The organism is Paraburkholderia dioscoreae, from assembly GCF_902459535.1.
GTDB classification, from domain to species: domain Bacteria; phylum Pseudomonadota; class Gammaproteobacteria; order Burkholderiales; family Burkholderiaceae; genus Paraburkholderia; species Paraburkholderia dioscoreae.
In genome coordinates, this window is the sequence record NZ_LR699553.1 from 2,763,888 (window position 1) to 2,790,022 (window position 26,135).

The 26,135-nt window shown below is 60.5% G+C and carries 31 protein-coding genes; 1 reads left to right on the plus strand and 30 read right to left on the minus strand.

What is annotated here, in order from left to right; translation table 11 throughout:
• Positions 1-18: 18 nt before the first annotated feature.
• The 29 genes from PDMSB3_RS12360 to PDMSB3_RS12500 all read right to left on the minus strand — a co-directional run bounded on the left by PDMSB3_RS12360 (position 19) and on the right by PDMSB3_RS12500 (position 24,938).
• The gene (locus PDMSB3_RS12360) at positions 19-1,854 is read right to left on the minus strand and encodes a hypothetical protein (protein ID WP_165186338.1); all 1,836 of its coding nucleotides are present in this window, start codon (positions 1,852-1,854) and stop codon (positions 19-21) included.
• 181 nt (positions 1,855-2,035) lie between these two features.
• Complete coding sequence (locus tag PDMSB3_RS12365; RefSeq protein WP_165186339.1) at positions 2,036-2,317, minus strand: spike base protein, RCAP_Rcc01079 family; 282 nt, start codon at positions 2,315-2,317, stop codon at positions 2,036-2,038.
• 54 nt (positions 2,318-2,371) lie between these two features.
• Complete coding sequence (locus PDMSB3_RS12370) at positions 2,372-2,908, minus strand: hypothetical protein (RefSeq protein ID WP_165186340.1); 537 nt, start codon at positions 2,906-2,908, stop codon at positions 2,372-2,374.
• Between the two features lie 11 nt (positions 2,909-2,919).
• Positions 2,920-3,837, minus strand: a complete 918-nt coding sequence (locus tag PDMSB3_RS12375; protein ID WP_165186341.1) for a gp53-like domain-containing protein — start codon at positions 3,835-3,837, stop codon at positions 2,920-2,922.
• A 58-nt stretch (positions 3,838-3,895) separates the two neighbouring features.
• The gene (locus tag PDMSB3_RS12380) at positions 3,896-4,558 is read right to left on the minus strand and encodes a DUF2612 domain-containing protein (RefSeq protein ID WP_165186343.1); all 663 of its coding nucleotides are present in this window, start codon (positions 4,556-4,558) and stop codon (positions 3,896-3,898) included.
• A 6-nt stretch (positions 4,559-4,564) separates the two neighbouring features.
• Entirely contained in the window at positions 4,565-5,740 is a 1,176-nt protein-coding gene (locus PDMSB3_RS12385; protein ID WP_165186345.1) for a baseplate J/gp47 family protein, read from the minus strand.
• Positions 5,737-6,090, minus strand: a complete 354-nt coding sequence (locus PDMSB3_RS12390) for a hypothetical protein (protein ID WP_165186347.1) — start codon at positions 6,088-6,090, stop codon at positions 5,737-5,739. The genes PDMSB3_RS12385 and PDMSB3_RS12390 overlap by 4 nt, the downstream gene beginning before the upstream one ends.
• A gap of 9 nt (positions 6,091-6,099) precedes the next feature.
• Complete coding sequence (locus PDMSB3_RS12395; protein WP_165186349.1) at positions 6,100-6,855, minus strand: Gp138 family membrane-puncturing spike protein; 756 nt, start codon at positions 6,853-6,855, stop codon at positions 6,100-6,102.
• Positions 6,842-7,771 (minus strand): phage protein, encoded by a 930-nt coding sequence (locus tag PDMSB3_RS12400; protein WP_165186352.1) that lies wholly within the window; start codon positions 7,769-7,771, stop codon positions 6,842-6,844. Before PDMSB3_RS12400 ends, PDMSB3_RS12395 begins: the two co-directional genes overlap by 14 nt.
• Positions 7,772-7,836: 65 nt before the next feature.
• Positions 7,837-8,151, minus strand: a complete 315-nt coding sequence (locus PDMSB3_RS12405) for a phage baseplate plug family protein (protein ID WP_165186354.1) — start codon at positions 8,149-8,151, stop codon at positions 7,837-7,839.
• The gene (locus tag PDMSB3_RS12410) at positions 8,148-8,696 is read right to left on the minus strand and encodes a phage baseplate protein (protein ID WP_407670536.1); all 549 of its coding nucleotides are present in this window, start codon (positions 8,694-8,696) and stop codon (positions 8,148-8,150) included. The genes PDMSB3_RS12405 and PDMSB3_RS12410 overlap by 4 nt, the downstream gene beginning before the upstream one ends.
• A 2-nt stretch (positions 8,697-8,698) precedes the next feature.
• Positions 8,699-10,792, minus strand: coding sequence for a glycoside hydrolase family 104 protein (locus tag PDMSB3_RS12415; protein ID WP_165186358.1), 2,094 nt, complete (start codon positions 10,790-10,792; stop codon positions 8,699-8,701).
• Positions 10,782-10,961 (minus strand): DUF6889 family protein, encoded by a 180-nt coding sequence (locus PDMSB3_RS12420; protein WP_165186361.1) that lies wholly within the window; start codon positions 10,959-10,961, stop codon positions 10,782-10,784. Before PDMSB3_RS12420 ends, PDMSB3_RS12415 begins: the two co-directional genes overlap by 11 nt.
• Positions 10,958-11,497 (minus strand): phage tail assembly chaperone, encoded by a 540-nt coding sequence (locus tag PDMSB3_RS12425; protein ID WP_165186363.1) that lies wholly within the window; start codon positions 11,495-11,497, stop codon positions 10,958-10,960. Before PDMSB3_RS12425 ends, PDMSB3_RS12420 begins: the two co-directional genes overlap by 4 nt.
• Complete coding sequence (locus PDMSB3_RS12430; RefSeq protein WP_165186365.1) at positions 11,494-11,943, minus strand: phage structural protein; 450 nt, start codon at positions 11,941-11,943, stop codon at positions 11,494-11,496. Before PDMSB3_RS12430 ends, PDMSB3_RS12425 begins: the two co-directional genes overlap by 4 nt.
• 15 nt (positions 11,944-11,958) lie before the next feature.
• A complete protein-coding gene (locus tag PDMSB3_RS12435) occupies positions 11,959-13,782 on the minus strand; it encodes a DUF3383 domain-containing protein (RefSeq protein WP_165186367.1) in 1,824 nt (607 codons plus the stop codon).
• 71 nt (positions 13,783-13,853) lie between these two features.
• Positions 13,854-14,435, minus strand: coding sequence for a phage neck terminator protein (locus tag PDMSB3_RS12440; protein ID WP_165186369.1), 582 nt, complete (start codon positions 14,433-14,435; stop codon positions 13,854-13,856).
• Positions 14,428-14,811 carry a hypothetical protein gene (locus PDMSB3_RS12445; RefSeq protein ID WP_165186371.1) on the minus strand — a complete coding sequence of 128 codons (384 nt, stop codon included), beginning with the start codon at positions 14,809-14,811 and terminating at the stop codon, positions 14,428-14,430. The genes PDMSB3_RS12440 and PDMSB3_RS12445 overlap by 8 nt, the downstream gene beginning before the upstream one ends.
• Positions 14,811-15,332 (minus strand): hypothetical protein, encoded by a 522-nt coding sequence (locus PDMSB3_RS12450; protein WP_232064184.1) that lies wholly within the window; start codon positions 15,330-15,332, stop codon positions 14,811-14,813. The genes PDMSB3_RS12445 and PDMSB3_RS12450 overlap by 1 nt, the downstream gene beginning before the upstream one ends.
• Before the next feature lie 16 nt (positions 15,333-15,348).
• On the minus strand, positions 15,349-15,732 hold the full coding sequence (locus PDMSB3_RS12455) for a DUF4054 domain-containing protein (protein ID WP_165186375.1): 384 nt from the start codon (positions 15,730-15,732) through the stop codon (positions 15,349-15,351).
• Between the two features lie 33 nt (positions 15,733-15,765).
• On the minus strand, positions 15,766-16,245 hold the full coding sequence (locus PDMSB3_RS12460) for an STY1053 family phage-associated protein (protein ID WP_165186378.1): 480 nt from the start codon (positions 16,243-16,245) through the stop codon (positions 15,766-15,768).
• 1 nt (position 16,246) lies between these two features.
• On the minus strand, positions 16,247-17,335 hold the full coding sequence (locus PDMSB3_RS12465; RefSeq protein WP_165186380.1) for a DUF2184 domain-containing protein: 1,089 nt from the start codon (positions 17,333-17,335) through the stop codon (positions 16,247-16,249).
• A gap of 69 nt (positions 17,336-17,404) precedes the next feature.
• On the minus strand, positions 17,405-17,911 hold the full coding sequence (locus PDMSB3_RS12470; protein WP_165186382.1) for a structural cement protein Gp24: 507 nt from the start codon (positions 17,909-17,911) through the stop codon (positions 17,405-17,407).
• A 9-nt stretch (positions 17,912-17,920) separates the two neighbouring features.
• A complete protein-coding gene (locus PDMSB3_RS12475) occupies positions 17,921-19,396 on the minus strand; it encodes a DUF2213 domain-containing protein (protein WP_165186384.1) in 1,476 nt (491 codons plus the stop codon).
• A 26-nt stretch (positions 19,397-19,422) separates the two neighbouring features.
• On the minus strand, positions 19,423-20,166 hold the full coding sequence (locus PDMSB3_RS12480; protein ID WP_165186386.1) for a phage head morphogenesis protein: 744 nt from the start codon (positions 20,164-20,166) through the stop codon (positions 19,423-19,425).
• Complete coding sequence (locus PDMSB3_RS12485) at positions 20,157-21,713, minus strand: DUF1073 domain-containing protein (protein WP_232064185.1); 1,557 nt, start codon at positions 21,711-21,713, stop codon at positions 20,157-20,159. The genes PDMSB3_RS12480 and PDMSB3_RS12485 overlap by 10 nt, the downstream gene beginning before the upstream one ends.
• The gene (terL, locus tag PDMSB3_RS12490; RefSeq protein ID WP_165186390.1) at positions 21,670-23,217 is read right to left on the minus strand and encodes a phage terminase large subunit; all 1,548 of its coding nucleotides are present in this window, start codon (positions 23,215-23,217) and stop codon (positions 21,670-21,672) included. The genes PDMSB3_RS12485 and terL overlap by 44 nt, the downstream gene beginning before the upstream one ends.
• Positions 23,174-23,569: a hypothetical protein gene (locus tag PDMSB3_RS12495; protein WP_197740231.1), complete on the minus strand. Its 396-nt coding sequence runs from the start codon at positions 23,567-23,569 to the stop codon at positions 23,174-23,176. Before PDMSB3_RS12495 ends, terL begins: the two co-directional genes overlap by 44 nt.
• A gap of 4 nt (positions 23,570-23,573) precedes the next feature.
• Positions 23,574-24,938: a site-specific DNA-methyltransferase gene (locus PDMSB3_RS12500; RefSeq protein WP_232064187.1), complete on the minus strand. Its 1,365-nt coding sequence runs from the start codon at positions 24,936-24,938 to the stop codon at positions 23,574-23,576.
• Positions 24,939-24,986: 48 nt separating this feature from the next.
• On the opposite strand from PDMSB3_RS12500, the gene PDMSB3_RS12505 reads away from it, so the two are divergent.
• Entirely contained in the window at positions 24,987-25,244 is a 258-nt protein-coding gene (locus tag PDMSB3_RS12505; RefSeq protein ID WP_165186392.1) for a hypothetical protein, read from the plus strand.
• 176 nt (positions 25,245-25,420) lie between these two features.
• Here PDMSB3_RS12505 and PDMSB3_RS12510 read toward each other — a convergent pair whose 3' ends face one another.
• Entirely contained in the window at positions 25,421-25,942 is a 522-nt protein-coding gene (locus tag PDMSB3_RS12510) for a hypothetical protein (RefSeq protein ID WP_165186394.1), read from the minus strand.
• Positions 25,943-26,135: the final 193 nt, after the last annotated feature.

Here is a 26,135-nt window from a genome sequence, read left to right on the forward strand (position 1 = left end):
CCGAAGCAACAATGCGCGCTATCCAACACTCACATTCACGACGCCATACTTCTGCGCCGACACCGTGGTCACATCGGCGAATGCGAACGCATCGCCAGTGCCGCTCACATATGACAAGGAGCGATTCCGGTCCTGCGCGGAAAGCACGACACTGGCGGATGCTGCAAAGCTGAAAGTCACTGCGTATCTGATGGCTCCGTTATCTGTGTAACGGAACGAGCAATCAACATTCTGGTCGTTCGACAGATTGGAGCCCCAGACATAGCCGCCTCTAAACATATAGCCGGCGCCGGGGTTGTAAATGACACCAGTCGTTGATAGCACCATCACTTCGTACGCCTTTCCTGCCCCTGAGTACGGCTGGAAAATGCCTGCCGTTTGCGTCGGATCGATCGGACGCGCCGGAACGATTCCGAACGACGAGTCAATCCACATCGCAACATCGCCGTACTGCCCACGACAGGCAATCCAATAGACATTCGGATTACTCGAATAAGGTCCGGCGTTCAGATTCACGCCGGCGCTAATCGTCTGTCGCCCTTGAGCCCATCCGTTGACGAAGTGAACGGAAGACTGAAAACCGCTCGCGCAAATCTGAAGGCCATAGTGCTTCTTGATTTTGACCTGTTCGAGCGGCGTGTTCCTGTAAAGGACTTCAGTGGCGCCGGCGGTGATTTTGAGCAGATAGGCTTCCTGCAACACCTCGCGCAGGGCGTTGTTCGGCTGGATGTTATTGACGAGAGAGATGACGATCTCCCGACAGGTTCCGGAGATCACCGCTACTGCGGGGTCCAGCGCTGCGCCGTCGATGGTCATCTGATACGAAAGACATCGTGCTGTCGGATTACCACCCGATTCCTGATTTGTCGTGCCATGGGAGCCGCCGGTGAAGTAACCAGACCGGCCGCTCTGTGAAGGATCCGGGTTATTTACGGCCTCGATCACATACGGGCCAAGCCAGTCCGAACCGGCATTGCACACCTGGAGCCAGTCGCGGTTCGTGACCGATGGTGGCGTCCCACTGTGCGGCGCAACATACACATTCCCGTAGTTGTTGAGGGAGTTGTTTCCCACCGGGCCAAACGTCAACTTGATGTCGTAGGTCCCGCTCAGACGCATGGCATAAGTCAGCACACCGCCGACGAGACTGTATGCCAGGGGAAAGACAGCATTGGTTCCTGCACCGGACGCCGCCGGGATCAGACTGACGGGAAACGGCCTGTAACACGACGGATCGATAATGTGACAATACCCGCTCCCACCAGGCAGATTCGCCTGGATGACGCCTGCACCGGCGAATACGTTCGTGTCGTACGTGACGAGAAACGCAATGCTCGAATCCTTTGGACCGTTGAAGTAGCGTGTGACGACGCCGTTTACAATCGGCCCGACTGCGTTGTCGGTTACCGCGGAGGAGCGCACATCGTTGAGGGCGATGATTGGCCTCGAGTTAGAGGCGCTGTTCGTCGCATAGGTCGTCGCATCGTACTCGGAGAAGAGCATCTGGTAATTTGGCGTACCGAAGGCCGTAGTGCCATTTCCATACCACTCCAGACGGTAGTACTTCCCTGGTTTTGCCCCAATCACGGTGATATCGAGCAAGCCGGCCTTCAGATGTGGCTCGCTGCTTCGGACCGCGCCATCGCGCGTCATCGACGCCAACGGGTTGTCGACCAGCTTCATGAACGCATACTTGCTCGACTGCACGCCGACCGCGTTTGCATAGCCAGAGATATCGTCCGCAGTAAGGCGCACCTCTCCTGAGCCCTGATCGCCATAGAGCGCGTCGGTGCCGCTGACAGGACCGCCTGGTGGAAATTCGATTAGACGAATCGTGTCTGTCGTGGCTGTCAACTTTTATCCCCTGCAGAGGTGCTCGTCGTTGACAGACCGATGCTGGTTACAACGCGAGCGCCAGAGATCGTCACGACCGGCACCCCACTTGTCGTTATAACCGTGCCATTTGGAGGAGGTCCAGGCGGCAGCGAATCCGGACCTCGACCGCGCCGTCGGTTGATAGAAAGGCCGAGTCCGATCATAGGAGCGCCACGATGTTCTGCGCGGTCGTGCCGGCGGCCTTGATCTGGACTGGACGAACGTCGAGGATCTCGCCGGCATAGCAGTTCTTGAAAAGCACGTCGACGCCATCCATCCCCGTCAGCGTTACGTCACCGGCGATGCCTACGCGCAACGCGCGCGGTCGGCTTGGAAGCAGGTCCGAGTTGCTTGGCGTGACGAGGTAGAAAGCCCCCGCCGGACTGTCTAGTTGTGGGGCGTAGGTTAGAAAAGCATCCGGAACGAGTGTCGGTGAGTTCACGATGCGAGCTCCGAGAAAAAGTTCAGGTGAGTGCCGCGCGCTATCGCGGCTGGGTTACGGGATGGTCGTGCTCGCAACCGGCAGCTTTGACGCGCTGCTGGCGATTACCGACCTGAGCGCGTAGACGTATGTGCGCATCGCCGCGGCGAAGTCCTTGAAGCTGGTTTCGCTGAATGGGTGCAAAGCACCGGCGATATCCGGATAGTTGAAGGTTGCGGCACCGCCGGGAAAGCCAGTGCCAGCGTTCAACCCCGTCTCGATCGCAATGACGTCCATCTGGCTGAGTTGGTCGATCGCATACGTGGCATTGATCGCTGGCGAGCCTGTGCTGACTAGTGTCAGACCCGCAGCCAACGCAGATTGCGCCGATTCAACCAATGCACGTGCCGTGAGTTCGGCGGCGGTCGGTGGCACCGGCGGCACTAGCGCACCATCGGCGACGGTGTAGCCCGGCGTTGACAAGCATGCATACCACTCTTCGTCAGTGATCTCGATCACGTCTTGAACGTCGTCCGGAACCGGGCTGTCATCGCTGTCGTAGAAAGCGGCGATTGCACCGTCCGAGTCATATGCTGCGAATTTTTGACCCATGCCTATTCTCCTTAAATACCGATCGCGAGGCCGAATCCCTGGACAGCACCTGATCCCGGTGCCAGATATGGCGCACTACCGCTCGGAGCAGTGAAGCCGTTCCAGGTATAGGCAGAAAGTGTCTTGCTGTTTAGGACCGCATATGCTTGCGCGCCCCCTGATCCCTGAAGTCCGGTTAGCAGGGCGGCAAAGCAGTTGTTCGGAAACGCCAAGGGAAATGTTCCTGTGGTGGTCGTACTCCCCACGTTGCTGATAGGGAACCATTCGATGATCAGCGGTGGCCCATTGGGATTGGGGATTTTCACGTAGCCTATGGATGACAGCGACGCGCCGAACTGCCCCAGTTGCACCGCTTGCTGACTCTTGATCGCGGCTGAAACCTGCAACGCACCGCCGCCTTGCCCGATGATGACGGCCGTCCCCGCAACCGCGTTAAAGCGGAAGAGGTAGTTGCCTTGTGCGACGATTTCCCCACCCTGGAGCGCGCCCGTATTGCCGGAGATTCCTATCGGACCGAGGCCATTTACATTAATTGTGCTGGCGTCGCTGTTCGCATGCGTCGCCCGCATCCCAAAGACCATCCCATCTAAATACTCGGATGGCGCAGGATTCAGCGTAATCGCATAAGCGTTCACCGCGCCGACGTCGACGGCATAGCTCCCAACGGACATGGCCGACGCCAGATTGGACAGCAACGTCGCCGTCGTGCCGTCATCGATTACCGGTTGCCCTGTTTTCGCAACGATTAACTGCGCGAGCACATTAGCCATGAGGCTGCTTTGGCGCCAGGTCTTGTTCAGCGCCGCGGAAGATGCAACTCCCGACTGGTAGCCGGTCAGAACCGCCGACAATGCGGCATAGTCGTCTTGCGACAGGACGTTCGCACCGCCGCCAGTTGCGAACGCTAGAAAATCATTCTGGATGGTCATTTAGATTCCGAAAAACAAAAAGCCGCCCGAAGGCGGCCTGTCGCGCGTTGAAAGTGCGTTATGCCGGGACACCCCACGCGCCAGTCTCAAAGCCGGCGACGAGATCGTTATCCATGTCGAAACCAAAAAGCGGTGCGCCTGTCAGGGTCGTCACGACAACGGTGTTCACCCGAACCGTTTCCGGTTTCAGCGGGATGTAGCCGCCCTTCAGAAGCGCGAGCGACAGGGCGTTCGGCGGCGACCCGGCAATGCAGATGCTGATTGACATGTCGTCATGGTCCTGAATGAACACACGCGAACTGGTGTCAAAAATGCTCCGCAAAATCGCCACAGACGTTTCCGCAGTACCGTCCCAGTGATTCGCGCCGATCCTTGCGCGGATCAGCATCCTGTACGTCTCGTCATCGAGAGTGGTGAGGCCCGTACTTGGGTCGAATGGTCCCTGCCACACTCCCTGGTCAAATCCCAGCCCACTCACATCGAGCGAGAAGTAGACCCCGGTGAGCGGCGTGGCGACCTGCCGCCCTATTCCTACCCATAGCCCGACGGCGTCAAGTTGCACGCCAACTGCGTCGTCCAGATCGAATGCCTCCGGTACCGACTGCTGAAAGTTGCGAAGGTCGACGAAGCACGAGGTCAGCGCCTCGATCGTCGCCATGAACTTGGGCTTATCGGCATGCTCCGACGTGACGAGGTCTGTGTAGTCAGATATCTGTGCCATGCAGCCTCAAAAATTAAGTTGCACGGCATCGGGCGTACATGTCGCCGCCTGGTTGAACAGAAGTGCTACGTCGGGACTGCCTGCTCCGGTCGGCCCGATCAGTGTCAGCGATTCGATCTTGAACGTTGTGCCGCCAGCGACCGATTTTGCAGCTGCGATGCATGCATCCCATTCGACGCATCCTGCCGCGCCGCCCCCGATCGCGACGCCGTTGATGAAGTCTGAGACGGCTTTCTGAACCGCGGCGCCGGTCGTCGCGTTGTATCCGGGCAGCGCCTTCATCGCGATCTGGCATCCGATCGCAACATCGGTCGGTCGGAAGATGCTGATTGCGTGCGGGATACGGTACGCATCGGGAACCACGATCGTTGTTGTCCCGTAGGTGCCCCCGCCGGGTGTCTTCTTGAGTGCGATCGTTTGGCAGATCGCGGTCGCATCGCCACCTTCAACAACGAACGCAGTCTTATGACCAGGAATTCCGTGTACGTCCGGCACGCCGTCATCGTTCTCAAATGCCCTATACCGCACGACGCCAGGCAGGTTCGCAACCGCCCCGACCATCCCCTCAAGCACCGTTCGGGACGGGATTGCCGTCGATACAGCCTGGCGCTGCCGCAGCACTGGATCCCGCTCCACCGGCGCGCCGGGCGACGCGTCGCTCGCATTCGTGACGGACTGCCAGCCGCGCGTGGGCGTCGCAATTTGCGTCACCGTGCCCGGTGCCGCAATGATGGCGCCGGGAGTCTGGCACGTTGCGGTCACAGTAACCGTGCCTTCCGGGGGAATGACGACGGAGGCCGGCAGCGACCACTTGTTGCCGGCCTTGTCCTGTGTGACACCATTGTTGATCGGCGTTCCGGCTTGCCCGATGATGATCTGGTCAACCGTTGAGAAGCTGCTCTTGGCCCGGCTGATTCCATTGATCTTCACGACGCTGGACAGTCCATTACCCTGCGCCGTCGCCGGCGAGAATGCGTTGTAGACCGCAACAGCGCCGCCATTCGCGTCACTGATTGCCTTTGCAAAGATCGCAACGAGTTGCCCGTCCTGGCTGTCTCCTTCGAGATAGGTGTCCGGCCCGTATATGCCGCGATACTTGCTTTGTAGAAACTCCAGGACCTGTTCGTACGTCGGCACCCAGATTCCGTTGGCATCGATAACCGGCGCGGTACTTGTGATCATAAGGTTGTCGCAAAACTGGTTTCACCGTATTGCGTCGCAATCGTGATCCGCACGATCAGCGTTCGCGCATCGGCATCAAATGAACTTATATACGAGGCGATGAGTGTCACGCCCGGCGTCGATAAAACTCGATCCTTTATCACCGCGTCGTACGCGTCTTTGGTGTACTTGCCAAGCACCTCGGTACGCCACGGTGTGCCGTCCGACGTATCGAGAAACCACTCGCCGGTGAAAAGTGACAGCCGCGTTTTGACTGATTGCGCGACACCCTCCGCTGAGTCGATATAAAAGTCGCCCTGCTGGTTGCCGAAGGAATAATCGCCGTCGGCATCAAGCTTTCGATATCGCATTGGGAAGTCTCAATTCGGCGGGTTGGTATTCTGTCCAGACCCGTTCTCGTGGTGAGTGTGCGTGTCGTCGACCCGCTTCCCGTTGACGACGAACTGACCGATCAGATTGATTGCACCGTAGATGGTCGCCGCCGCGCCACTCGCCGCGCGCCCGATGATCCCGTTCATGAAAGTCAGCAATCCGGCGATAGTTACAGCGCCGGAAAACGTTGACAGCGGCGCATCCACCTCGAATCCGCCGGGCGCAACGATCGTCACTTTTTGCGCTGAGGGATTGAGATCGACATACGTCGACCCGTCGTTGCTGCGAAGTTGTACCGACGCCGTGCTTATGCCGCCGATTTTCGTGACCTGCGAAAAGAATCCGACAAAAGCAAAGCCATCGCTGAGGTCGTGCATCCGCGGCTCCATCGGCGCCTGAACGCCGCCCGACTGCCACCATCCGTCAATGCAACGGGCCGAGAAAACGACCAGGCATTCGTCGCCTGCCGCGACAGGAAAGGTCAGCGTGCACCCACCGCCGCGGGGAAAAAATACCGGCACGTCGACGAGCAGCGGTTTATTCACGAACTGCGCGCTACCGTCTCGCGCATGCACCACGCCTTTGATCGCCAGTTGCACAACGGCCGTCACGTCTTTCGAGCCACTGCCAAAGTTCACGGATTCGATAATTCCTGGCTCTGCTGTCCACAATCCGGAACGCATCCCTTCCATGGCAACGCGCAAAGCCTCTTCCGGGTCGTCCCATTGTTCACGGCTGTCCATTCACCACCGCGTTTGCGTAGGTCGAGGATATCGGCTGCGTACCATTGACCGCAGAACAAATAATGTTCGAATAGAAGTCCTGTCCGCGCGTGTCGCCGACGTTATTCAAAGCGAAAACCTTGTAGAAGCCATCCGAGTCGGTGCTGGGAAAGTAATTCACTGCGGAGTAGTCGACGCTTATCCCAGCCTGCTGAATGCTCGCATTGTCAAGTTGGATCCGGCGACCGGGCTGGATGTTCGGGTTGAGCAGCGCCTTCACGACGATGCCGTCGACGGTTTGGGTCGGCATGCCGATCAGTCCCGTGTTCGACGTTAGAACGATGGTCTCGCCCGGGATGTAGTCGTTGTCCTTCACCATGTGAAGCTGGCCGTCGATGATCGACCATTGCGCCCCCGCACTTCCTGCCAGTTGTCGCATGTAGTCTCGACTGCCCCCGAACATAACCTTGCCGCGCGGCAACTGCGCAGCCGAGAACTCTGGTGTATAGCCTGCGCTCACGCCATAGCTCGACATCGTTTGCATCAACGCGCGATGAGAATCGGTCTGCGACCAGCCGGCCGCCAGGGTGGTGTTGACGACGGCCCAGTTATAGGCTTCGTCTCCATCCGCCGCGATCAGCTCTACGAATGTGTCGGTCGCATTCTCACGGCCTCGCGGCGCCTGCTTGATCGCACCGCTAAAGATCTGGCCAAAATTTCCGTCGTAACCGGCTTGCAGGAATACCTGCGTGAATTCCTGTCTGAGCGCGAGCGCCGTGTTGTCTGCCACGTTATAGATGCGGATCCTCGCGTGCTTCGGCGACTGCGTCGTGGCGCTCCACACTGCGAAGCGAATATGCAGGTCGGAGAGGTCAAGGCCTTTGCCAGAGGCGTCGCCGACTATCAGCGAGATTTTGCGTAACCACTGTTGGCTCATGTTGGCTCGCGGGTCATTTTTTGATCGCTGCGGGCGTAGCGACGATGAGATCGACCAAAATTAGCTCACGGAACCACGAAATAAACGTGCGACGCCGTTCCAAGGTTGTCATATGTGGGAACCGCCGCGGGATCAACGTCCGTCTGGACCCACAACTCCCCGCCGATACCAAGATATTGGTACTGCGCCAGCAGATCCACGCCTGTTACGAGGGGGACGCCTGAAACAATCGGGCTTCCCCCACTGTCGGCAATATCAAGAGTCCATCCCCCCTCTTCCTCGTCACGCCACTGAAGGGTGAGCTGGTACTGGACACCGACGAGCGTGACAAGAAATGTCTGCGCTGCCGGTGTTAATGGAATCTCAAAAGTCTGTGTCATAGGCCAAGCGCGCTCCCCATTCGATATAGGAGGCTTGTGTCCGTCGCCTTCGGTTGCTTCACGCCGGTGTTTTCAACGGGTGCCGTCGATTGAGGGTCTGCGTGATTTTCCGCAGGCTGCAATGTCGTCACCTGCGTCTCGACGATGATGATCTGCCGCATTGTGGCGGATACCATCAACGCATCCTCTGTCGCGGGGTCCGTTGTCACCGACAGCGACTTGATCAGCATGTTGCAATAGGAGCGCTTGCCGGTCACCAGATCAAACGGGACCCGCGACGCTTGCAGGTCGAGCAACTGTTGATAGACCGCGTTGACGTCGCCCGCGAAAAGCGAGCCCACAGACGAGCTATTGCTCCAACCATATCGACACGTCACATCGGCAGGATTTTTGTACGCGTGATCCGACACGGATGCACCCTGCTCGACCGGATGATCCGTGATCGTGAGCTCGTCGTGGTGCGCCTCCTCGACGGACACGTCCGGCACGATCCCGGCGATAGACCGGCCCTGCCGGAACAGAATCGTTTGCAGATCGCCAATCAAACTCATGCTGTGGCACTCCGCATATTCCTGATGAGGCGCTGATTGACGCCTTCCTGCGCGTTGGCGACTGACTGGCCGACCGCACGCGGATCAGACGCACCGTTTACCGTCGTGTGGTTCGTCTGGTTGATGACCGTCCGCGCCCCCGACTGAGTGCCGGCCGCTGCGTTGGTCGACGCGTCCGCAAGCTGCTGCACAGCGTAAGGATTCCCGCCGGCGCTGGCGCGCGCCGCTTGTAGGGCGCGTGACATCGCTTCTGTCGAAATCGACGCCCTGTTATTTCCGACGCCCGCGTAGTGGCTGCGCCCCGTGGACGGATCCGCGACGCTCGCCCACTCACGCGACGCCGCCTTCATCGCCGCCACCAGGTCGTTTGACTTGCCGCTAATGTAGTCGCCGATAGCGCGACGTTTGTTGTTCACCAGGTACTGCTCGAATATCCGGTCCTGAATACCCCGGTCGAACTTCTCGTTGCCCTTAAGACCCATGCTCTTCACCGCATCAGCGAGCGTAGTGCCGATGAGTTGATAGCGGCCCGCCGCGTTGAACTTGCCATCCTTCTGCGCCGCCATGACCTGCGCCACTGTCATCTGCTCGAGGTTCTCCTTGCCTGACTGATAGCCATGCTTTGCGCCCCGATTCACTGAGTCGTAGTCGCCTTCGCCTTTGGCAATAAGCGCGCCAAAGGCCGACGCGGCGATGCCGCGCGACGAACCGGATGCTGCGGGTTTGCTGTCTGCCGACGATGGACCGCTCGCGAAATCCAGCGAACGACTGTTTCCCATGCCCGTTTGAGACACGGCGCCGTTGCCCTCAGACGCTACGTTGGTGGCGACATCCGATCCGGCCTGATTCGCCTTTGCCTGAACATCGTTGAGAACCTTTGCGGTCTTCTCGCCAGCGTCATTCACGATACTCATGAACTTTGTCGCGTGTGTGGCGAGATCTCCCCAGCGATGTGCCATCGCTGCGTTAATGATCTCCCCGAGTTCGGTAAACGCATCCCCAAGCTCTCGAAGCAGCTTTTTTGCTAAATCAATGTCCGGAAGCCACGTCCCCCAATCGATCAGACTCTTGCCGCCTTCCTTCCAGACCTTGTAATCGTCATACAGCGCGAGGATCGCGGCGCCAAGCGCAACCACGATACCGAGGGGTGTCGCGAGAATCCCGGAGTTAAGCAACTTCCACGCGACGAGCAACGCGGCCAGAGCCGCCGCCGCCTTCTTCGCCCCGTCGTCCCATGAGTTGAACCAGTCGACCACGTCGCCGGCCAACTGCATCGCGCGGAATACGAGGCTGCTCATCACGTCGGCAAGCCACAAGACGCCCTTGGCGACGCTCGTAATAATGCCGGCGATCTGACTGAAATTGGATACGAATCCTTCCCGAAACCGACGCAGGTCGCTGGACATTCCACCTGCCAGCGTGGAGGCGACCTTCTGCTCGAGAATGACGAACGCCGAGCCCAGCGAGCGGACCTCGTTCATGAAGGCATGCGAGTTCTTCGCGGCCTCCTGCGAGTCCATCCCGGCCGCTTTCAACATCTCCCGGTATTCGTCGCCGACCTGGCCCATACCCTGGCGCATGGCCATGAGTGTGCGCTCGTCAATGCCGAGCGCCTGCGCGTAGGCGTTCGCGCGGTAGTACGGCATGTTCGCAAACTGCTTGCCCAGATCGCCCATGATCGCGCTCGTGTCGCGCAGCTCACCATTGATCTCGCGCGTCTGCACGCCGATGCTCTTGATGAGCCCCTCGGCACCTGGGCTATTGCGCATGAAGCGCGCAAGGCTTTCCAGAGAATTCTGCGCGCCGTCTGCCGTGCCGCCAAGCTGTTCGGCCGCAAAGCGGAGCGCCTGGATTTTCTCAACCGACGCGTTCGTGCGCTGCGACGCGAAGTACAGCGACTCCATCTGGCTCGCGATCTTCGTGACGCCGGCGACCACCGCCGCAGCAGCGGCTTCGACTGCAACGCCGAAGGCCGCAGCCTTGAGCGTGCCGGAGACCATCGCGTCGACGAACTTCTTCTCGCTACTTTCGTCGACCTTGAAGCCGACCGACACGAGAAACTCGCGAATTACATCGACGCTACCGGCCATTTCGATTTTCTTCCCGTTCCTGTGCTTTCATCCGGTTGCGCGTCCGAACATCAAGCGCGTCGTTCATCCGGTCAATGTCCTCGAGACCAATCGCACCAGTCAGCAGGCTCTCGTAAAGACACATGCGTTCGACGACCGGCCTCATGAGCCAGTCCTCTTCGTCGATCATGCATTCCCACTGGACCCCGGTGTCTTCGGGCGCTCGCCGGTCTTTGCGAGCAGCCCTCTTATAAAACCCCCGAGGCTGTCCATCACCACGCGTGCAACGAGAAGCGTCATCACGCCGAGATCGATGTCGTCGAACATGCACACAGCCTGCTGCCTGCTCCAGATTGGAGCCCAGGCACTGCCCTGCCGGCGCGAGACTGCTCCAAGGCATGCCGAGTAGACGTATTCCGCATCTGCGTCCGGCATTGACGCCAACACCTCAGCGACGGGATCAAGAGTCGAGGCAATATCACCGACGAGTTCGATATCCACCCGCTTCAGGTCCGGACCACCCCCAGATTCGGTCTGCGGCAACCCAACAGACACCGGATTGGCCAAGGTAGCAAATGCGCCCGCCTGCCCGCTCTGGAATATCTTGAAGAGTGCGGGCAACAGCTTCGGCAGGACCGGAGACAGCTTGCGGGATATGTGCAACTGCGCGAACGCATCGAGCTTGTTGACGCGATATGTCTCGCCTGAGATTTCGAATTCGATCATGTTCCGCTGTACGTCCCGAGCAAGGTGTCAATCTTGATGGAGTCGAAAACCCACTCGACGATGTCGCCGTCTTCGGCGTACGTTAGGTCAGGCTTCTTCTTGAACGCGCACTTCCGCGCGGTCGTGATGTCGCCGCTCGCGGTATTGCGAACCGTGATGACGTTCTGTCCGTGCAGCGAACTCGAGATCGTCTGCGCGTCGTACAGCGCCATCAACTTGGCGTTGATCGGCGCCGTCTTCAGGTAGCGCAGCGTCACCTGGCCGGACTTATCGGCGTGCAGGCTGTGCATGCCTTCGCCATCTGCGCCGATCGTCATCGTGTTCTTGTCGCCCGCCATGGCGATCTTGATGCCCTCTTTGGCGACCGCCTCGCCGTAGCCGAGAGCGAACGCGCCGCCGGGCCCCGTGATCGACGCTGAGACGTCGAGGAACGAATATGTGCTCATGTGTCTGTGTCCTCGTTATCGATTCACGCTGACCGCAACATCGGAGAAGTGGATCGCGCCAGCCAGTTTCATCGCCCCCTGGATCAACGGCGCCTTACGCGCCGCCCGGTCTGATTGCGACTGCTGCGCGACAGGCGGGGCGAAGAAGTAGTACCCCTTCGACAGCGTCTGCCCCTGCTGCACGACGCCGATCGAGGCCGCGTTCCACACGCCCGGTGCGCACAGGCCATTGCGAACTGCCATCTCGGCCGCGCCGTTTTCGATCGTGTTGATGATCTGCGTCACGCCTGGATCGGTCTGGGCGATCTTCGTGCCGTTCGTGTAGAACAGGTTGAACACGTCCGTCTGAATCTGGTTTTGCAACCAGTCCAGACCGTGCACCTCGTCGAAGTAGTAACCGTTCGACATCACGCCTTCCTGGAGGATGGCGGTGCTGTTCTGGTAGCTCACGAACACGTTGCAGTTCTTCGCGCGCAACGTCTTGGATTGCGTCTCCGTCAGCTTTTCCGCCGTAACACCAGGCTCCTGCTTGAACTTCAGCGTGATCGTGGTGTTCACGCCAGTGAAATTCACTGTCGACGCCCGCGCGAACATCGACGTAGCTGCGTAGGCGTTGCTCGACGAGTACTGCGTGAAAGTCTGCTGATATCCGGCGCCTTTCAGCAGGCTGCAAATGTCCGAAGTCAGCGTCGGATCCAGCACGGCGGGATCCTGCGTCGTGATGCCGTACATCCGGCTTGGCGAGGCCGCTTCGATCAGGCCGGCCACCGACATGTGATCGGCGTTCGTAATGCCCGCATACGCAACCGTGAGGGCGTACCAGTCAGTCGAGACATCAGCCATGATGAGGACTGCCCGCGCCAGCGATTCCGCAGCCACGCCCGCGACGGGCGCGGAGGCACCCGAGCCCTGAGACAGTCCGAGCAGCGCTGAGATGTCGGTCCCATTTGCCGGCGCAGTGGCGTAGCCCACCGATGACGGCGCGGCGCCGCCCGACAGCGTTGCGCCCGACACCGCGATGTTGGCGCCGCTCTTTGCCAGCGTGATCGCATTGCCCGCTATGCCTGGAGCGATGGCCGCCACCGTCACAACCTTGCTCGCCGCGGTATAGCTGCATGCCGTCAGGTTCGCATCCGTCGACGCGGCCAGAAACGCTTGCAGATTGGCGGCCGTTGCCGCCGCATTCGCACCGATCAGCACCTGACCGTCGGCAGGGTTAGCAACCACAAAGGTCACCACAGTGCCGTTCACGGTGACAGTGTCGTTCGCGGCGGCGTTACCACTTAGCGTGATCGCGCCGCTCGCGTTGGCGCCCGGCCCGTTTGATTTGCTCGTCACCTCGAATCGTTGGGCGCTCGCGTTCCAGACGACCGTGCCATAAGACGCGATCGCAGCTCCGACGATCGACGCGACACCGTTCAGGTTGGTCGCCGCCGAAAAGTTGAGGCCGGTCACGTTGCGCACCGCGCCATCGAGCGCGATGTTGAACGCTCCGTTGGTGATCGGTGTATAGGCCGACATCGCCTGTTGCGCGGCTGAACGCACGGCGCCGTGCAGTGATCCCGCCGTGGCGCTCTGCGCCCAGCGCCCGACGTACACCATCGACGGTTTCGGCTGCTGCGAGAAATGGAGCTGCGCAGCCTGGTACTCGGGGGAGTCCAGACCGAAGTCGTCGCCGATGGGTCCGATATCCGAATACTCACGGAAGCGCTCCTGTGTGTCGATGACCGGCGACGCGCCGAGAATCAGCAACGAGCCGAAATTGCGCACGGCTGCGGCGATAGGCGTCAACGTCACCGAGACGTTGACGACGTCGCTGACCGAAAGTCCTTGAGACATAAAGTCTTCTCCGGGTCCAGAAAAACAAAAACCCGCCATGTGGCGGGTTCGTGGGAAAGGTGCTCAACGAATCAGGAAACGGATGCTTTTGTAGCTGGCCCGCTGTCGGTCCTAACCGCTACCTCAGCGGATGTGAGGTTCAGCGTCGGGTAGACACGCTGTGCGTTGCGCCGCACTGAAATCGACACGTCGTAGCGACGCACCCATTGCTGATTGACCATGTCGGGTGCAGGCGTAACGGTGCCGACACAGATCAGACCCATTTCATTGGCGCGCAAAATGTCGTTGTTCTGCGGCATATACATGCCGTCACGTGCCATGTTCGCCAGGCGGCTCCCGTGCGGACCATAAAAGCTGCACAACAGCTCGATCTCTTCATGGCGCTGCACCACATCGCTTCCCTCTCCGGCGCCAACGTGGATGATCGCGGGGCCCGCGTCTGGGGTCGTCACCATCACCCCGATCGCACACCAGTCCACGCCAGGCTCCGGCTGCTTGGGTGCCGTCGGCTGCCAGCGCGGTCGCACGAGGCTGCCGGGCAGCGCGGTGAGCCCGACAACCATCTTCTGGAAGATCGCATCAAGTTCAGCGTCGTATGGCGGTCCGGCGTCGACAGGCAGGAGGTATCCGCCGGTGCTGGAGTCGTTAGCCACCACTGCCCCCGGACAACGGAATGAGGTCGCACGTCGCCATCACGAATCCCGCGCCGTACGTGCTCCAGTTCGCTACATTCGTCACGGTGTACCTCGCGCCTAGCCAGGTGACAATATCCGCGCTGCGGCCATCCTGCCCATCGCAGAGACGAAACTTCGTGTGGATGGTGATCGAGCCGGCAATCAGCTCGCCCTCGGCGCGCCGCAGCAGGATGTCGCCAGTGTTGTTCGTGACAACGCCCGAAAACGGCGAAACGGTTTCCGCATTCACGGCAAGTCCGTCGTCGTTGACGGTCTGATCCTGTCGCGTGCAGGCGAGCGATGAATCCATGAAGTCCGGATCAAGCAGCACGTCGGACACATCAAGCAGCGGCATCACTTCTTCCTGATCACATAAGTGATTGATTGGCGATACTGGCCCGTATCCACCAGCGGTTTGGCATTCGCGTTATCTGGCTGATTGCCTGCGGCGCGACTTTCCAGTTCCTTCGCCGCACCCTTGCGCCCGCGCCGCGCGCGCGCACGAAGCGTCGCGTCCGACAGGGCCATGAACGGCCCGTCTGTGATCTTTGCCCGCACAGCCTTCTGGCCGATCATGCCGGCGGCATTCAGCGCTGCTTCCGCGCCGGATGTGGAGCCGTCAAGTGCCGCAATCGAGCCCTTGCGAAGCCGCTCGGCAATCTCGTCCTGCACCGAAGCAACGCCCGGCACCAGGTGTGGCCGTGCCGGAATGTTGTTCGCCGGCGAGCCGTTTTCCATGATGTAGCCGATCGCAGCGTTGCCGATTGGCGCGTCGTCCTTTCGCCCAGGACTGCTGTCCGGCACACCAACGAGCACGTCCCTCTCCATGAGGCTGCTGACGGCCTTAAGGACATCGCCGAGCTTGTCGACGGTCATCTTCACGGACATGGCGCTAGAACTGAAGGCCGCCCGCGCCCATCATGCGGGCGAGCGTGATATATCGGATGCCGTAGGACGTCAAGTTCCACGAGCCACCGTCTTCGATGGTGGCTGCCGCGCTGTCGTAGCCAACAGACACTTTGTCGACGGCCTTGGAGATCGTCGGCCCTTTCACCTCGCCCGGCGTTCCGCCAGCGTTGGCTGTCGCCACATCTCGCACCCCCAGCGTCAGATAGTGCGCTGTCACGAGTTCAAGGCCGAGCGTGGTCAGCTCCATCCAGCGCCGCTCGTTGACGAGCGACACGGCGGCCGTGAGCCACATCTGAACCTGTGAATCCGAATACCTGGTCGTGTCGGCGAATTCGGGAAAATCCTGTCGGAATTGGGAAGGCGCCATGAGTGAACGGTAGCCTCTCGCGAGGCCTCCCTGTCATTGCTTCGGTTGCGATTTCTTGGGTGGCTGCGACCCGCCGTCCTGCACTGGCGGCTGCTGCGGATCACCCCGAGTTGCGGCAGCCGCCTCGGCGATGGCCACTTCTCGCGCGTTGAGACCGGCTTGCCGCGCGTCGAGCGCCTTCTCGCGCTCGTCGAGGTCGTTGGCGAGTTGTTTCAACGCCGCCTCGCGCCCGTTTAGCGTGGCGCGCTCGCTATCGATCTGTTCGGCTTCCGCACGCAACTCGGCGGAGGCGCGATCCAGTTCCGTGCGGAGTTCAGCGCTCATCTCGGCGCCACCGCCCGCGCCGCCCGATTCCAGCTGGCTGCCTGGTTTGTCGCCCGTGTGCAGTCGGACATACCAGTGCTCCGCCAGACCTGCCTCGATCTCGTGCTTTCCCACGCCGAAATGCTCGACGCTGCCGTTGTCGTGCGTCAGTGTGAACGGCGTGTGAACCTGAACCGTCGTCTTGTCCATGTCAGATCCCATCCCGGTATGCCAGCGTGACGCCGTAGCGGAACTCGACCTGGCCGAGCCGGCACCAGTACGTCGTGATCTGGAACAGCGATCGGTATTCGAGCGGCGTACGCTGAATATCGGTCATCGGGTACTGGACATACTTCCTGTCCTTCGAGTACGCGACCATCCGGTCGACTGTGCCCAACTGCCCAGGTGTGCCGCCCGCTCCCATGCCGATCAGCCATTTCAGTGGCAGGATCGTCAGCGGCGTGCCGCTCTGCTTAGAGATGTTGTTCTCCAGCACGTAGGTCAGGATCGACGTGTTACCTGCCTCACTGATCTTGCGCGTTGCAATACTTCCATACTGCGCCGGCGGCAACAGGAGCCGGTTCGGCATTACCTTCCAGCCCGACGCGGCCCAGGCTGCGGTCAGAATGTCGTTGCAGTCCTTCAGGATTTCGTCGGGAGTCTTGTTGGTCCACTGCGGCACGCCACCCGCGCCGTTCTGCACGTTCGACACGCCGCCGACCAGCCCAGTGGAATTGATCAGACCGCCGAAGCTCAACATGGGATCGCCGATGTACACGAGCTGGTCGATATCCATCTGGCGCTTGAGGTTCATTGCTTCGACTTTCTGCGAGTCGATCGGCATGCCCAACTGCTGAGACTTCACCAGTTCGGGCACCGTGTACTTCACCTCGGCACCCCAAAGGCGCATCGGCTGCGGCGTCTTGCCGATATCCACCGACGGTCCGGCCAGCGCATTGCCCTCGTTCGAAATCCAGTTCAGGCCGTTCGGATTGATGCCTCCGGACATCGCGAATGCCGAATTCGTGAACGACGCAATTTCGTCCGCCGGCGAGACGTCGGTGCGAATATCGATGTCGCGCGACCACGTGTACTCGACCAATGGCTCATTGAGCGTCTGATCGAGGCGTTCGAGCTGCCCGACGAGGAATGCGCCAGTCGAGTCGATGGTCTGCTCGTCGTACGTCATCATCGCGTCCTGCGTACGCGCGCGGATCAGCGCGCGCGTCGCGTCGGCGACGCCACGTCGCTTGAACGCAGCCGCTTCGCGCTGCAAATACTTCAGTTCCGACATGTCCATGTAATGGCTCCAGAAATGCGAAGGCCCCGCAAAGCGAGGCCGATCTTGTCGCGCTACACAGCGCCGGGTTTAGATGTTGACTGCGATCTCAGTGACGCCGTACGAGTCGGCGGGGCCGGTGAATGACCACGACGCGGGCATCGCCACGGTGTTCGCACCGTCTGCGCCTGCCTCGAATCCGCCAAGCGGCTTGCCTGCCGCGGGACTTGCGACTCGCAGATAAACCGTACCGTTCTTGAGCGCCGACGCTGTGCCGCCGAGCACCACGTTCACGTAGCCGCGACGCAGGATATCCGTCACGCCCGAAGTCGGCGGCGTCGAGCTGCCGAGCGGATCGGTGCCGTTGCCCTGAATCGGGTACGGACGCAGATTCACGCCGTAGACGATCGCGGCCGTGTCCGCTGCGAGGTTGATCGGCTGAATCTTGCCGTTGACCATCTTGACGGCTACGCCAAACGCAGTCGGCGGTGCGGCCGGGTCGATCAGCTGCGGCTCGATCGTCGCGATTTCGGCACGCTGCAGGTCACCGGCGAACCCGGCCGGCATGCGGTATTGATAGGCTTGAAGCGAAGGCATGGCGGCTCCTTAAGTGCGCTGTTCCCAGAATTTCCGGTTGCGCTCATTGATGTTTTCGAACGCGTTCGCGTCGTTGGTCGGTGCAACGCGTTGTCCCGCGACTGGGCGCTTGTTGACTTGCTTCACCAGTTCGGAAGCCGCATTGAAAACCACCTTGGCCGAGTCGCACGTCATCTTGGAGACGTCAGCGCCGCCGGTGACAGTCTTGACCACGTTGGCGTTGTCACCGTCGAGTGCGGCGCGCAGCGCACGGCGGCGCAGGACGCAGATAGCATCGTTCGTCTTTTTGGGTTCGGCCTTGGCGTCGAACGTAGGCAGCTTCACGCCGGGCGCCAGAATCTCCGCACGAGACATGGCGTCACGGAACTCGTCCCGAAGCTGGGCGCTATCGCCGGTGTTTGCAGGAGCCGGTTTACTGGCATCCGGATTTTCGTCGTTGGTCCCTTCGCCGTTGGGGTCACCTTCCGGATCATCCGCCGGGCCCCCAGCTTCGAGCTTCGCGACACGCTCGCCGATACCCTGCACGACCTTGCCTAGCGCCTCGATCGCCCCTAGCACCTTTGCCAACGGATCGTCAGCACCGCCTGCGGCACCACCGGCGGCGGCGCCAGCAGCACCCCCGTCGGCGCCATCGTCGCCAGTGGGTTTGTCCGCATTCGGCGCCGCGCCAGGAACATGGATGTGGATCTGTGGTTGGCCACTGCTGTTGCTGCCACCACTGGCATCGTCGTCGCCGGTCATTTCGCTTGCGGCTTCTTCGAACGCATCGGAATCGCGCGTCATGAATGCCTGGCGCAACTTGTCCAGCAGGGTGCTCTGCCCCGGTTTCTTCTTCATCTTGGGTTCTCCAGAAGAGTTAGGTTTGCTATCCCCGATCGAACATACGGGGCCGCAGCGGGCGCTCTTTACCAGTGCGATATGGTTTCCCGTGATCGTCACCTGACGCGCCCGCCCAGGCGCGATTTGCTCGTAGTCGGCGTCGTAGCCGTTGCTGACCTGTTGAAGGAGTTTCTGTCGCACTTGCCGAATCGCCTCAGCATCTGCGATCAGGAGATCAGCGAGCATGAGATCGGCTTGTTCGCTGTCGCCGCGGCGCACGTTGCGCGCAATGCCTTTCGCAACAGCGGCCCAATTGCCAGGGTTCACGAAATCGTCCGGATGCCCGATCGTGACCGGCTTGCCCTCGAAGCTCGCGAGCGTCTCCGGACTGAAGAGGACATCGGCTGTGCGTTCCGCGACGATCACGCCATCTTTCGCCTCCAGCTCGGGCAGCTCGAAATACGCGTAGTCCTGAGTGCCGACGCGCGCAATCGGCACGTCCTCGCACAGCAGAAAACCCTCCGGGGTAAGCGATTGCTTCGAGCCGATCTGCTCGGCAGTAAAGAATCCTGATGCCGTAATGGCGTCTGCGGTGGCGCTGCGCGCCGCCTCGCCTCCGCATTTGCATGCCTCGTCGGCGGTGAAACGACGTCGGAGAACTTTCATGTGTGGTGCGCTCGCGCGCGTATTGTTTATTCGGGAATAACGGGTTCGGCGTAGCACCGGCAATTCGGCGTACAGCCTGCGTGACCGGTCAGTTTGTCGAGCGTCGGGGGCTCACTCCACTTCACAAATTTCCCATTCATTTCCCGGTGCGACGGGCGCACGTCGCCGTCACCAGCTGTGCGCCAGATGTAGCCATCCGAGCCGATGTGCGTGGCGCGCGCCTGCGTGAGTGTCGTCGCAGTGCGCGTTACCTCTGTGCGTGCGATCAGCAGCGCACGGCTCTTCGCCACGTCGCCCGAGGCTATGATTTCTTCAGCGATCGAACTCGCACGCGTGCTGTTCTGGATGCCTTCGAGCGTGAGACGGTGCACGCGACGAGCGGCTTCGCGCGGGATGCTCTGGATCAGGCCGACCTGTTCCGCCAGCAGCGCGCGCATAACCTGGCCTGTTGGCGCGTAGCGAATCTCCTCGCGCAGCGCACGGCCCATGTCTTTCGCCAGCACCGCCCACGTCTGCTCGTCGCGCAACGCAACATCCATGAGCATGTTGCTGGCGGTCTGCGTCGCCCAGCCGTGCAACATGTCTGCGTACGCAGCGAGGAGCCGCTCGATAGTCGGCATCTGGCCAATGTCACCGGGCGTGAACGGCTGGATGATCGCGCCGACCTGCTGCGCGACCTTCTTCAACTGGGAGCCGTAGCGCTGCTCGATCGCCTTCGTGCGGACAGGATTGCCCTTGGACTTCCCTTTCTGGTCGAGCGTCAGTGCCATCGCTTCTTCCAGAATCGTGTAAAGAACGAGTCGCCTGTCGGTGTCGGGCTGCCCGCCATGGACGTGAACGCGCCAAAGCCCGGAATGGAAAGTTCGCCGGCGCCTGGTGGTGGCGCGTCCTTTTCCTGCTCCTCGGCCAGCGTGATCTGCTCGTCGGTGATGCTCCCGAACAGCCCTGTTGTCGGCGCTGAAGCCTTCAGTTCCTTCATGCCTGTCGAGCGCGGGATCAGATCGCTGTCCACCGCCTTGGTGACCGCCTCCGTTTTATTTTTACCGATCTCGGCCTTCTCGGCTTCCGACATCTCCTGCAGATTGCGGAACTCGTACTGGAAGGCGTCGGGCAATGGCTTGTCGAGCGTCGACATTGACATGACCGCGAGCAGCCGGTGCAGCGGATTGCGAAGCTTGCGTTCCTGTTTCTGCTTGACCCTCTCGTGGTACTGCTTCATGTCACCTTCGCCAGTCGCGTTCATACCAACCGGTGCCTGGCCGAAAAGGCGCGTGAGCGGGATACCAGTCGCGCCGGAGAGCTGCTGCGCGAACTGGATCAGCACGTCGCTCAAACCGCTGAAGCTGTACTGGTGGGTCTCGAACTTGTCCGTCGAGTCGAGGACTGTCATCCCCTCGTTGGTCTGGGCGAGCCGGGTGAACTCGATTTGCCCTTTGAGGCCGGCGAGCGCCGGACCACCGGCCGCGATAATCTCGCGCAGCTTCTCGATGCTGATCACGCGCAGGTGCGCCTTGTAGACCAGCTGACCGACGCCAACCGTCGCGCTGTCGAATGCGATCAAACGGTCCCACATCGGTTCGAGCACTGACAGACCCCAGCCGTTCTCACTGTTGCGCTGGTAGAACGGCAGCGCGTCGCCCTCCATGCGCAGCACGCGCGAGTGGTGAATCTTGCCGCGGGGGATGCCGGCGGAATCGGCGATCACGTTGTAATACTTCGGCTTGGCGAGATCCGGTCCGAACTCTGTTACCACCTCACCAACCGGCGGCGCCACCATCCAGCGATCCAGCACTGCAAGACCCTTGAACTGCCCTTTGCCGATCGATTCCACGCGCAGCGGCGTCGCCATGTCCTGCCCGTCGATCAGCATGACCGCAATCGCACCGCCGTACAGTTGCGCCCACTTGCCGGTGTCGCACAGAGAATCCCATATGCCAAGCGTCGTCAGGTCGCGCTCGAGCAGGCTGATATCGGTCGCCTCAATGCCCGACATCTCGATGCCGGCGCGCGTCATGTCTTCGGGAATTGCGTCGACCGCTGCCCGCACGATCCATGAACCGCGATAGGCGGCTTCGAGCCAGATCCGGTTGCGGCTCTGGTACGTCAGCGTGTACTGCGACGCCGAGGACTGGTTATCCGTGCCCCAGCCGAGTCGCGCCTGAAAATTTGCGAATGAGTCGCTGGTGCGCTGTGACGTGGCAGGCGCGGCAGCCGCTCTCGTCCGGCCAGCGTTGCGGGTCTTTCGCGACATCCTTGGGTAAGTCCTGTGATGATCAGCCAGCGAGCCGCTCCCAAACCGAAAGGTCTTTCGCGCCACCCAGCATGTCGTTGATTGCGTCGACCATGGGGTCGATCTGGTCGTCGTGCATATGCGTGTCGTCAGCCGTAAACGACTCGCATTCGGTGATGAAGTCGCTCACCCACGGTGCCTCGGCCGGCACGCAGACGTTACCGGCGTCGATCTGACTGACGACGTCCATAACTCGCGTCAGCTTGTCCTTCGTGCGTTCAATACCTTCGACGGGAATGCCGCCGTCGGCCTGCATCTCCTGGATGAGGCCGGTACCGCTCGCCTTGTCTTCGATGACCATCTGGCGCAGCACCGGCGCGTTTGGATCACCCGCGCCGGCGGCCGCATGCTTGTTCCAGAAGTCGATGGCGTGCCGCTTGAGGTCGGGCGCTTTCCATTTGCCGCGAACCAGGTCGAGCAGATAGATGCGATTGTCGTAGCCGAAGCCCCAGCACTCGAACACGCTGTAGTCGTTGCGCTCCGCCGTTTTCTGGGCGGTATCCGCAAAGATCTTCCGGTACCGCAACTGCGGCAGCACCGTGTAACGCCGGAAGCCAGCGCTCTGGATAATGTCGCCACCGAGCGGCGTCGGCCGCTGTTGGTACTGCCCGGAAAACACGTAACGATCGGCCTGCTCAGTCGCGAGCAGATCGGCCAGCGGTTCCTTGTATGGCCAGTAGCTGAACCGGCCATCAACGTCGCGCTCACCGGAGTCGACGAGTGAGCGGATGTGCTCGGGCAGTGACTCGACATACTCGTCGGTGATGAGCGCCGGAATCTCGATGTATTCCCAGTCGCCCGGCACCTTGCCGGCCTTGATGAATCCGGTCGGATCCTCTTCGGCCAGGCGCTGCATGATGACGATGATCGGCGTGTCCGGATTTGCCTTCCTGCTCTTCACCGTCGAGATCAGCTTGCGGTTCGCCTTGTCGCGCGCGGGCTTGCTGTACGCATCGTCGACCTTGAGCGGGTCGTCGATGATGATCGCGCCCTGCCAGCCCTCGGCCATGTGCCCCGCACGAAAGCCGGTAATCTGGCCGCCAAGTGAGACGGCATACACGCCGCCCGCCTTCCTGCCGGCAGACATCACGTTCCAGCGCTTCTTCGACTTCGCGTCGTCCGCGATGGCCAGCGGCCAGAGCGCCTGATACTCGTCGGACCCGACAATCTCTTTCGCCGTCTCGCTGTTCAACAGCGCCAGATCGTCCGAGTAGGAGATGTGCAGGAAACGCGCGCGCGGATTGAGCGCAAGACCGCGCGCGATCAGATTGATCGCCACCAGTTCGGTTTTCGACGAGCCAGGCGGCACGTTGATGACGACGTTCTTCAACTCGCCGCGAATCACCCGTTCGACGGCGTCCGCAATCAGGGCGTGGTGCCAGTTGACGCGAAACTTGATGCCCTGCCGGTGCTTGAAGAAATACCGGCTGAAGAACAGGTGATCGCTTTCGCAAAGCTCCTTTATCGCGAGTCGCTCTACCTCCCCGTCAGTACTCAGACTGGATGCGTCGGACTGCGGCTCTAACCTCATCTTCGCTCACGACCGTCGTCCGGCTCTCTATCGGCGCGCCATCTTTGCCGCTCAGCTCAAGTGCCTGCGGTGACTCCTTCCAGCCGGCGCGCGTCTTCAGCCAGAAAATGGTGGAAGCCGTGTCGCCGGCGATCGCCTTCTTGAAAAGGGACTGCGCGACCTTAACGTTGGCCTTCAGGCGACCCTGCTTCAGTTCGAGAGCAAAGTGTTTGCGCAGCGTCGGCAGGCTGATCGGCTTTCCTGCCTTGTTGCACACGAAAACGACCATCTCCTCGACAGGAATGCCGAAAGCCACGAGTTGCTCGACCAATTGGCGATCAGATTTCGTGGGTTCAAATGCGGGGCGTGCCATCGCGTTATTTCCTTGCGTCCTCGACCTCGGCGAACGTCATCGACGATTCGGCGAGCGTTGCGGCGTGTCCCGTGAAATCCTGCCAGCGCCGCACAATGACGTCGCAGTAGCGTGGATCGATCTCCATCAGCCTTGCGCTCCGCTGCAACTTCTCGCACGCTATCAGGGTTGAGCCGGAGCCTCCGAACAGGTCAAGTACGACGTCACCTTGCCTGCTGCTGTTGCGGACCGGATACTCCATCAGCGCAACCGGCTTCATAGTCGGATGCTGGTCATTGCGCGCGGGTCTGTCGAACTGCCAAACCGTGGATTGCTTGCGGTCGCCGTACCACCGATGCGCCGCGGTAGGTTTCCACCCGTAAAGGACGGGCTCATGTTGCCAGTGGTAGTCCTGCCGCCCGAGGACCAAGGACTGCTTTACCCAGACACAGCATTGGGCCACTTTCCACCCCGCATCGCATAGCGCACGCCGGAAATTGACGCCCTCACCGTCGGCGTGAAAAACATAAACTCCAGCGCCGTCGGCTGCCGACGCGAACATGTTGCGGAACGAGTCGAACAGGAATCCATAAAAGACGTCATGCGTCATATCGTCGTTGGCGATCCGCATGTGCGTCGGCTGCTTTCCCTCGTACGCCACGTTGTATGGCGGATCGGTTACGACCAGATCGGCCGACGCTTGCGCCATCAGCCTGTCGACCTGATCGCGTTTGAGGCAGTCTCCACACATGACACGATGACGGTCGCAGCGCCAGATATCGCCAACCACGGAAACTGCTGTCTCGGGCACTGCCGGAGCCTCGTCATCCTCCGTCAGGCCTGTCCGTGCTTCAGGCTGCAACAGCCGGCCGATATCTTCGATCTCAAAGCCGACTACGTCGATCGCAAATCCGTCAGATTGCAGTTCGCTGAGTTCAAGCACCAGAAGCTCGTTGTCCCAGCCAGCGAGTTCGGCGAGCCGGTTATCGGCAATGACGAACGCGCGGAACTGCGACTCGGTCCAGCCCGACGCGTCCAGCACCGGCACCTCGCCGTCCGGGAAGGGCTCGGCACCTTGCGCGCGTCCCGGAGGCGGATACAGTTTCTTCCCGACACCGTACAACTTGCGGACCGCGGCGAGCGTGCCGTGCCCCTTTGCTATAACTCCATTGCGCACGACGATCGCGCCGACCATGCCGAACTCGTCAATGCTCGCGGCAATGCGCGCTATCTGGTCGTCGGAGTGGGTTCGCGCGTTCCGCGCATAAGGGATCAGGGTGTCGAGACTTCGGCGATTAATTTCCATCAGCCACCCCTTGCATAGACGGAAGAATCCCGCCATGCGCAGCGCATATTTTGAAGTGCCCATTGAAAAGAGCGACTTCGACACCAGTTTCGGAGGTCGCACACCGGGTGCGGCTTTTCAAACGGAGACTATATGAGTACGGATGTAATGACTGACAACAACTACGTGGGCGTGTTGTTTGCCGACACCGCAGTGTTGGCAACTTTGCTCGCGCTACAGGTTGCACATCAGCCGGAGCGGGACAAGGCTATGAGCGCGCTTAAAGACTTTGTACACAAGTCTTTGAACAACATTTACAGTGACCAGAACGTTCCGGCGGAACTGGCAGCCAGGGTAAAGATGCGGGTCGACAATGTGTTCGACGTAGCCACGCATATGGACCTCGGCTGAATCGAATTTCGGAAACTTCTAAGCCGGAAAATTCTCGCCGCAGCCATCTGTTCGGTGGCTGCGGCGGAAACGCATATTTCTACAGACCTCTGAACTAGCTCCGGCGACCCGGTCGCGTTAGACGTAGGCCTCCCAATTTCAGGCTGGAGAGATGAAGAGGTCAAGGGTCGGACGGCTCAATGACCCAAGACGTAGCTCGGCACGCTGAAGCCATTGAGGACGGTCACCGGCATGGAAAACGTTGTCTTGGCGCTGGGCACCATGGGTACAGGGGCCGCGGCCGCAGCATCCTTCCCTGCCTTGCCATCACCCGGCGCAGTCGTAGGCGCGCCCTTAGCAGGAACCATTGCTTGCTTGAGAGTGATCGTTAGCTTGCTTCCCCTGCTTGCAGCAACACTCTGTTCCATATCAAGTTTAGGTCCGAGCTGCAAACCCTTCGAGAAGTCTACCGACAGGTCACCTTTGCCGTCCCTTGACGTCGTCAGATCGAGCTCGACATTGATAGTGTCGACGTAAAGCCCCAAGTCCATGTTCTGCTGGGTCAACTGCTGCTTGAACTGAAATAGCCCTTCTCCAACTGAACCAAGTGCTTTTTCGACAGAAATATCGCTTGGCTGAACAGGCGCAGGAGCAAAGAATGCGCAACCCGTTAGGGACAATGCTGAGACCAAAACGACGCCCACTGATGTCTTGTTCATTGACGTCTCCATTGATTTTTCGCCGCCAGGATGGCGAGCACCACAATTACAGGAGACCGCGTTGAAATCGGACAGCAGTGACGGGGCTATTGAGAGCGCTAGCGCACGTTTCTGCCCGCCAAATTAGAGAGGTGCAGCTTACGCAACGATATGCGATGGCGCGGCGACCGCAAAAAAGCCCGTTGGCTTTCGC